General features: G+C 70.7%; 4 protein-coding genes. 1 reads left to right on the top strand and 3 read right to left on the bottom strand.

Annotated elements, in window-relative coordinates:
- Nucleotides 1-163: 163 nt before the first annotated feature.
- Complete coding sequence (gene menC, locus HY703_08725; GenBank protein MBI4545265.1) at nucleotides 164-1,279, bottom strand: o-succinylbenzoate synthase; 1,116 nt, start codon at nucleotides 1,277-1,279, stop codon at nucleotides 164-166.
- Nucleotides 1,280-1,406: 127 nt separating this feature from the next.
- On the opposite strand from menC, the gene HY703_08720 reads away from it, so the two are divergent.
- Complete coding sequence (locus HY703_08720) at nucleotides 1,407-3,419, top strand: sensor domain-containing diguanylate cyclase (protein ID MBI4545264.1); 2,013 nt, start codon at nucleotides 1,407-1,409, stop codon at nucleotides 3,417-3,419.
- Here HY703_08720 and HY703_08715 read toward each other — a convergent pair.
- Together HY703_08715 and HY703_08710 are read right to left on the bottom strand one after the other, a co-directional pair.
- Entirely contained in the window at nucleotides 3,389-4,237 is an 849-nt protein-coding gene (locus HY703_08715; GenBank protein ID MBI4545263.1) for a GNAT family N-acetyltransferase, read from the bottom strand. The genes HY703_08720 and HY703_08715 overlap by 31 nt on opposite strands.
- Nucleotides 4,238-4,335: 98 nt before the next feature.
- Nucleotides 4,336-4,936: M20/M25/M40 family metallo-hydrolase (locus HY703_08710; protein MBI4545262.1), on the bottom strand; the 601-nt coding region annotated here is incomplete at its 5' end.

Here is a 4,936-nt window from a genome sequence, read left to right as displayed (position 1 = left end):
GTGTAACGTTCCTTTACAGCGACGACGAGTGGAGCGGCTGGAGGAGAGAGCGGGTCGTGGAAGCCCTGCACTGCCTCGTCACTGCGCAGTGGCACATATATAAGAGTGCGCGCGAGTGGGCACAAGACCCCCGGAAGCCGGGTCTTGGCGTGAAGCCGGGGCGCTACCCCCGCCGGAAGCTGGCTTTCGCCACCTCGAGCGTCTTCAGGAAGCCCTCGTCCACCTCAACGCCGATCCCGGGCCCCGCGGGCACGGCGAGCGTGCCGTCCGGCTGCAGCTCGAACTCGGGCCTCACCACGTCGCGCGCCCAGTAGCGCCGGCTGGCGGACGTGTCGCCGGGAAGCCGGAAGTTCGGGAGGCTGGCCAGCGCCACATTGTGGGCGCGGCCGATGCCGGACTCCAGCATGCCGCCACACCAGACCGGGACTCCGGCCCGAGCGCAGAGGTCGTGGATCTCGAGCGAGGCCGCGTGCCCTCCCACACGGCCGGCCTTGATGTTCACGGTCCGGCAGCTCCCGAGGCGGATGGCCAGCGCGCACGTCGCCGGGCTGGTGATCGATTCGTCGAGGCATACGGGCGTTGCCAGCCGCGCCTGCAGCTCCGCATGGGCCAGCAGCTCGTCAGCCGCGAACGGCTGCTCGATCATCATGAGCCCGAAGGCGTCCAGCCGGGCCACGTGCTCCAGCTCGGCTGGCGTGTAGGCGGCGTTGGCGTCGACCATGAGGGGAAGGTCGGGGAAGCGGGAGCGCACGCTCTCCAGGACGCCCACGTCCCGGCCGGGCGCAATCTTGAGCTTCACGCGCCGGTAGCCCTCTGCCCAGAAGCGGCCAATGCGCTCGAGCAATTCCTCGACCTCCTCGCGAATCCCGAGACTCACGCCGGCCTCCACGGCCTGCTTCGATCCGCCCAGCAGTGCGGCGAGGGAAACGCCGCGCCGCCTGGCCTCCAGGTCCCAAACCGCCATTTCCAGGGCGGCCTTCGCCATGGGGTGGCCGCGGGCGGCGGCGGCGAGCAGCGCGGCGAACTCGCTGGCTGAGGCGAACTCGCGGGCCAGCGCGGCCGGGATCAGGTGCTGCTCGAGGACCCAGCGGGCCGTCTGCACGGTTTCGTAGGAGTAGTGAGGCGTCTCGTCGGCCACGCATTCGCCGTACCCGCGCGCACCCTCGCCCTCCACCTTCAGCAGCAGGATACGGCGCTCGTGCGTCTGACCGGAGGAGATGCGGAACGGCTCCTGGAGCCGGAGGCGAATCACCTGCAGCTCGATCCTCTCGATCCGCACTGGGCTCTCTCTTGAAAAACTGGTCCGAGAGTTTTAATTAGGGCGACGTTTGGATTCCCGCCGTCGTCCAGGGCGCTCTCTCCCGCGCACCGACATCGGGCATCGGTTCTCCAGTTCGGAGCCAGAAATGGCCCCAGAGCCAGAGCCTTCGGCCGCCACTGCGGCGGCCGACGTTGCCGCGCCGACACCAGCCGTAACGCCCCGCGGTTCCGCATTAGCGGGCTGGCTGCTCGGGGTGGTAAGTGCGGCGGCAGCCGGCTACTGGCTGATACCGGAAGGTACGACGCGGTCGGTCTTCGGCAATGCCGTGCTGGTTGCCGGTCCGCTGGCCGCGGCCTTGGCCTTCCTGGCGGCGGCACGCGTGGCGCCGCGCGGCCGGCGGGCTCCCTGGGCGGCGTTCGCCGCGGGCGCGGCCTCGGCCGTTGCCGGTCAGATCACGTGGATCGTGCAGCAGATGACGGCGCCCGCGGGACAGGCGGCCCTGGCGCCGTCCTTCTTCCTGTTCTTACTGTTCCACGCGCTTCTTGCGACTGGCGCCATTCTGGCGCTGCGACCCGTCCGCGTGCGAGGGTCGGTCACAGACCTGGCGCTGGACACCAGCCTCATCCTCCTGGCCTCTGCCGTCATCCTGCTCCGTTTCGTGCTCGAGCCGCTGCTCGAGGCGACGCCACCCATCGGGCGGGGAGCCTTCGTAGCCTTGCTGGCCGGCCCGTTGGCCTCCATAGGATCGTTGTTCTTTGCTGCGCTTCTCCTGGTCTGGCGCGGGGGCGCGCTCCCCGGGCAAGCGGTGGTGGCGCTGGCCGGCGGCAGCGCCGTCCTGGCTGCGGCCAACGGCTTGATGGCGGCGGGCGCTGACCCTGACCCGGCTCGCGCAGGCGATGCCTTCGAGCTGCTCTGGGTCGGCGGCTGGGCCGTGCTCGCCGCGGCGGGATTCGTGGGCTGGAGGGAGAGGGACCGCACAGCGGTCCTGCCGCCCGGCAGCCGCCTAGCCGCCGCGCTGGCCCGCGCTCTGGTGCCCGGCGTGGCCCTCCTCCTGGGCGCCGTGGGGCTGGACGCGGCGGCCCGGGGCGCGACCCGCCTGGAGACCGACTTCACGCTGGGAGTGCTGGGCCTGGTCCTGGCCGTGCGCATAGCGCGGGCACTGCGGGGAGCGGAGCAGGAAGCGGAAGAGCGTAGGCAGCTCGAGCAGACGCGAACCCTGGTGGAGGTCAGCCACGCGCTGGCGGGGTCCACGGAAACGAGCCGCACGCTGCAGCTTGTGGTGGACTGGGCCTGCCGCTTCCTTTCCGCGCGCGCCTCGGGGATCGAGCTGCTCTCGGCCGACGGGGAGACGCTCGAGCTCCGGGCCGTGGCCGGCCTGCCGCCCGGCGTGGTCGGCATGAGCTTCCCCGTGGACGGCAGCTTCACGGGCTGGGTGGTGCGGCACGGCCGCCCGCGTATCACGCTGGACCCGGCGGGGGACCCCTACATCCGCCCGGAGAGCCTGGGGTTCTTACCTCGTTCGCCCACGGCCGCGGTGGCGCTCCTGTCGCGGGACCGCATGCTGGGAGCCCTCTTCTGCTGCCGGGAGCGCCCCTTCGATGCGGAAGACCTGCGACTGCTCGAGGCGCTGGCGGACCAGGCGGCCCTGGCCATCCAGAACGTGCGCCTTTTCGAGGAGGTGCGAGCCCTCTCCCTGACCGACCCGCTGACCGGGCTGGCCAACCGGCGCCAGCTCGAGCGGGACCTGAACCGCGAGTTCGCCGCCGCCAAACGCGGGCGCAGGCTGGCAGCCGTGCTGTTCGATCTGGACGGGTTCAAGGCGTACAACGACAGGTACGGCCACCTCGCGGGGGATGAAGCCCTGCGCGTGTTCGCTGAAGTGCTCGCTGCAGAAACGCGGGCCATGAACCTGGCCGCGCGCTACGGCGGCGACGAGTTTCTCTCGCTGCTCTCGGATTCGGAATCCGGCGGCGCGCAGCTCTTCCTGGAGCGAATCCAGGAGCGTTTCCCCGCCGAGGTGGTGAAGCTGGGGCGGGGCGCGATCACGGTAAGCGCAGGGCTGGCCGAGTATGCGCCCGAGATGGAGACGCCGCAGGAGCTGATTGCCGCCGCGGACGCGGCACTATATCAGGCCAAGACGGAGCGATCCAGCAGATAGGTGCTGTGCTCTCCCTCCCGCACCAGCTCGACGGCCCAGTAGCCGCGCGCCAGGTAGCTCTGCAGGGAGGCCCGCGTCTTCTCCCGCCAGTCGGCGGCCAGGGGAAGCGACTGCGATTTGAGCGCCTGGATGTCGGCCGGTATGGCTACGCGCACGCGCGAGGCATCATAGCCCAGTTCCGGGTCGGCGGATTCGAGGCCGCCCGTGCCGGCACGGACCGGGTTGACCAGCGGGACGTTGGCGACGTCGCCCGCACGGGGTGCCCTGTCTTCCCCCGCCAGCCGGCGCCGCACCCGCTCACTGGCTATCCGCCAGACTGCCACGAGCCGATCGGTGCCAATGCCGCGGTGCACGGGGGAATCCGTCTGGCCGTAAAGGTCGGGCAGGTACTCCCGGGCCAGGATCCCGAGTTTGGCGAAGTTGAGATAGGCGTTCTTCGACTCCAACGGGTCGAACGTCCAGTACACGGTCTCGACGCCGCGGTCCAGCAGGACCTCGCGCTGGTAGAGCTTGAGCTGGCGGCCGAGGCCCTGGTTCCGCAGCTCGGGCCGGACGGCGAGCATGTCCGACCAGTGGACGGGGCGCCCTTCCTCGACCCCCGTGATGCCGAAGACGAAGCCGGCCAGCTCGCCGCGGGCATCGAAGGCGCCGGCCACTACGCCGCCGATCCGCTGGACGGCCCAGAGCAGCGCCCCGGGCACGAGCTCGGTAAAGTTCTCGCCCCACGTCGCCTTCTGCAGCGCCAGGCAGGCGCGCAGCTCGGCCGGCGTGCCGAGTGGGCGGATGTCAAAGGCTGCGCCAGGTGCCGTGGCTCCCATGACGATCTGCTTTCCCCCGCAGCCGAGCCGAATCAAGGCATTGGAAAAGGGGTGCGACGCGGAGCTGCGTCAACACCAGCGTGCCGTGCCGCAGCCCATCAGAGGGTCTCGAAAAGCCTGGCAAGGAGCGCGACCCGGCGGGGGAGGTCGTCGATCAGGATATACTCGTCCGGCGTATGAGCGCCATCCCCCTGGACTCCCAGCCCGTCCAGCGTAGGCACGCCCAGCGCGGCGGTGAGGCAGCCATCGCTGGCTCCGCCGGTAGAGCCTTCCCCCAGCACGAAGCCGAGCTCCGCAGCAAGGCGACGGGCGTGCTGGTAAAGCCGTACAACGCCCGCGGTCCGCTCGAGTGGCGGCCGGTTCTGTCCCCTTTCGAGCGAGAGCGAGGCGCCCGGCAGCACGGGCTCGAGCGTCCGCAGGGCCGTGTCCACCCGCCGGCCCTCGCCAGCGGAGCCGTAGCGCGCCTCGATTTCCGCCCACGCTTCAGGCGCCACCACATTGACCGCAACACCACCAGCCATCGCCCCCACATTCAGGGTCGTGCCGCGGAGTGGGTCCGCCAGCGCAAGCACCCGCCGGATCTGCTCGGCGAGCTCGGCAATGGCGCTGACGCCCCGCTCCGGGTCGATCCCCGAGTGCGCTGCCCGGCCCTGAACCTCGAGCCGATACGTGGACAGCCCCTTGCGCGCGGTCTTGGCC

This window comes from Gemmatimonadota bacterium (genome assembly GCA_016209965.1).
GTDB lineage: Bacteria > Gemmatimonadota > Gemmatimonadetes > Longimicrobiales > RSA9 > JACQVE01.
The sequence above is the reverse complement of the archived record's forward strand: the minus strand, read 5'-3'. Positions and strand labels throughout refer to the sequence as shown.

Bases quoted from the DNA above. Each gene is read 5' to 3' on its own strand.
- HY703_08720 (MBI4545264.1), top strand. From the start codon at position 1,407: ATGGCCCCAGAGCCAGAGCCTTCGGCCGCCACTGCGGCGGCCGACGTT.
- HY703_08715 (MBI4545263.1), bottom strand. From the start codon at position 4,237: ATGGGAGCCACGGCACCTGGCGCAGCCTTTGACATCCGCCCACTCGGC.